Below are 2,794 nucleotides of genomic sequence, written 5' to 3' on the forward strand. Positions count from 1 at the left end.
GGCCACGGTGGTGCAGTCGGCCTTCCTCTCGGCCGGGCAACGCTGCACCAATGCGCGGCGGCTGGTTCTGAAAGATGGCGACGACCGGCTGGTGGAGGCGGTGCTGGCCTTGGCCGACCGGCTGATTGTTGGCGCGCCCTTCGATGAGCCGCAGCCGTTCATGGGCCCGGTGATTTCCAATGCCGCCGCCGATGGGCTGGAGCGCGGCTGGGCCTGCTTGCAGGCAGTAGGTGGCCGGGTGCTGCGCCCGCTGGTGCGCGCCCGCGCTGATCGGCCGTTCCTGTCCCCCGCCGTGATCGACATGACCGGCCATGCGCCATCTGACGATGAATTGTTCGGCCCCGTGCTGCAGATCATCCGCGTGCCCGATTGGGATGCGGCCATCGCGGCGGCCAACGCCACCCGCTTTGGCCTCGCCGCCGGGCTGATCGGCGGCGATGCGGCGCGCTTTGATGATTTCTGGGCGCGCAGCCGGGCCGGGATCGTCAACTGGAACCGGCCGACCAACGGTGCATCATCCGCCGCGCCGTTCGGCGGCGTCGGGGCCAGCGGCAATCACCGGCCATCGGCTTATTACGCCACCGATTATTGCGCCTTCCCGGTGGCGACGCTCGCTGCCGATGCGCTGGGCGGCGGCATCACCACGGGTTTGAAGCCATGATCCGCGAAATCAACTTCGATGGCCTGATCGGGCCGAGCCACAATTATGCGGCGCTCTCGTTGGGCAACCTGGCCAGCGCGCGCCACGGCGGTGCCACCAGCCGCCCGCGCGCGGCGGCGTTGCAGGGCATCGCCAAGATGCGCTTCGTGATGGGGCTGGGGCTCACGCAGGGTTTCCTGCTGCCGCTGGATCGGCCCAATGTCGGCTTCCTGCGTGCGATGGGTTTTGCCGGCAGTGACGAACAGGTGATCGCTGCCGCCGCTGCCGAAGACCCGCGCCTGTTCGCCACCGCCGCTTCGGCGTCATCGATGTGGACGGCCAACGCCGCCACCGTCTCGCCGGCGCCCGACACCGAAGATGGCCGCTGCCACATCAGCGCCGCCAACCTGTCGCGCATGGCCCATCGCAGCATCGAACATCCCGAAACCCACGCCCAGTTGGCCATCGCCTTTGCCGATCCTTCGTTCGCAGTGCACCCGGCGCTGCCGGCGGCATTCGGCGATGAAGGCGCGGCCAATTTCATGCGCCTGTGCGCCAGCCACGACGCGCCGGGCCTTGAGATCTTCGTCTATGGCGAGGAAGGCGGCCGTTTCCCCGCCCGCCAGAACCACCGGGCCAGCGAAGCCATCGCCCGCCGTCATGGCGTATCGAACGCGCTGTTCGTGGCACAGAGCCAGACCGCCATCGATGCCGGCGCCTTCCACAACGACGTGGTCGCGGTGGCCAATGGCAACGTGCTGTTCGCGCACGAGCACGCCTTTGCCGATGCGGCCGGCCTGAAGGCCGATCTGGCGCGGCGGATGCCCGAGGCGATCTATGTCGAGGTGCCGGCCAGCACGGTCAGCCTTGAGGATTCAATCAAGTCCTATCTGTTCAACAGCCAATTGCTCACCCTGCCCGATGGCAGCATGGCGCTTGTGCTGCCGAAGGAAGCCGAAGAGACCCCGAGCGTGAAGGCCTGGCTGGCGGCGCTGGTGGCCGGCAACGGCCCCATCCGCGCGGCGCATTTTGTCGATGTGCGGGAATCGATGCAGAACGGCGGCGGGCCGGCGTGTTTGCGCTTGCGCGTGGTGGCTGATCCGGCCCGCGTCGATGCGCGCTTCCTGCTGGATGACGCAAAGGCCGAGCGGCTGGAGCGGCTGGTCGAGCGTTGGTGGCCGGAAGCGATCGGGCCAGCCGACATGACCAACCCGGATTTGTGGGCGCAGGTGAAGGCGGCGCGGGCGGCGTTGTTGGCGGAGTTGAGGCTTAGCCTCTAAGCCCAGTTGTCACTCCGGCGGACGCCAGGGTGACGGTCATCTAAAGGGCGGCTCGTCGAACGCCCGCAGCTTGCGCGAATGCAGCGCCGGACCTTCGTCGCGCAGGATCATCATCGCTTCGATGCCGATCTGCAGATGCTCCGAAATCGCGCCTTCATAGAAGCGGTTGGCCTGGCCGGGCAGCTTGATCTCGCCGTGCAGCGGCTTGTCGGACACGCACAGGAAGGTGCCGTAGGGGACGCGGAATCGGTAGCCCTGGGCGGCGATGGTGGCGGATTCCATATCGATGGCGACCGCGCGGCTCTGGTTGAAGCGAAGGCTGCTCTGCGAATAGCGCAGTTCCCAGTTGCGATCGTCCGTCGTCACCACGGTGCCGGTGCGCAGGCGGGGTTTCAGCGCGTCGCCGGTCATGCCGGTCACCTTTTCGGTGGCGAGTTGCAGCGCCTTCTGCACTTCGGAAAGCGCCGGAATCGGGATTTCGGCGGGCAGCACGTCGTCCAGCACATGATCATCGCGCAGATAGGCGTGGGCCAGCACATAATCGCCGATGGCCTGGCTGGGGCGCAGGCCGCCGCAGTGGCCGATCATCAACCAGGCTTCGGGGCGCAGCACGGCGAGGTGATCGCAGATGGTCTTGGCGTTGGCCGGGCCGACGCCGATGTTGACCAGCGTGATGCCGGTGCCTCCCGGGCCGATCAGGTGCCAGGCCGGCATCTGGTTCTTGCGCCAGGCGAAATCAGCGGCCGCTCTGTCGGCATCGGGATCATCGGCGGTGATGTCCAGCCCGCCGGGGCAAGCAAGCCGATCATAGCCGTTTCCGAGCTGCCGGCAGGCCCAGCGCACGAATTCATCGACATAGCGATGATAGTTGGTG

Annotated in this window: 3 protein-coding genes; 2 read left to right on the forward strand and 1 reads right to left on the reverse strand. The window is 67.3% G+C overall.

The features are described 5' to 3' along the window. Together RT662_RS00435 and RT662_RS00440 are read left to right on the forward strand one after the other, a co-directional pair. On the forward strand, positions 1-661 hold a 661-nt coding region (locus RT662_RS00435), incomplete at its 5' end, for an aldehyde dehydrogenase family protein (RefSeq protein WP_313668202.1). Beyond that, positions 658-1,920, forward strand: coding sequence for an N-succinylarginine dihydrolase (locus RT662_RS00440; RefSeq protein ID WP_313668203.1), 1,263 nt, complete (start codon positions 658-660; stop codon positions 1,918-1,920). The genes RT662_RS00435 and RT662_RS00440, both read left to right, overlap by 4 nt. A 36-nt stretch (positions 1,921-1,956) precedes the next feature. Here the strand turns inward: RT662_RS00440 and RT662_RS00445 are convergent. After that, a partial coding sequence (locus RT662_RS00445) for an AMP nucleosidase (RefSeq protein WP_313668205.1) occupies positions 1,957-2,794 on the reverse strand: 838 nt, incomplete at its 5' end.

The sequence above is a fragment of the Sandarakinorhabdus sp. genome (assembly GCF_032115815.1).
Taxonomy (GTDB): domain Bacteria; phylum Pseudomonadota; class Alphaproteobacteria; order Sphingomonadales; family Sphingomonadaceae; genus Sandarakinorhabdus.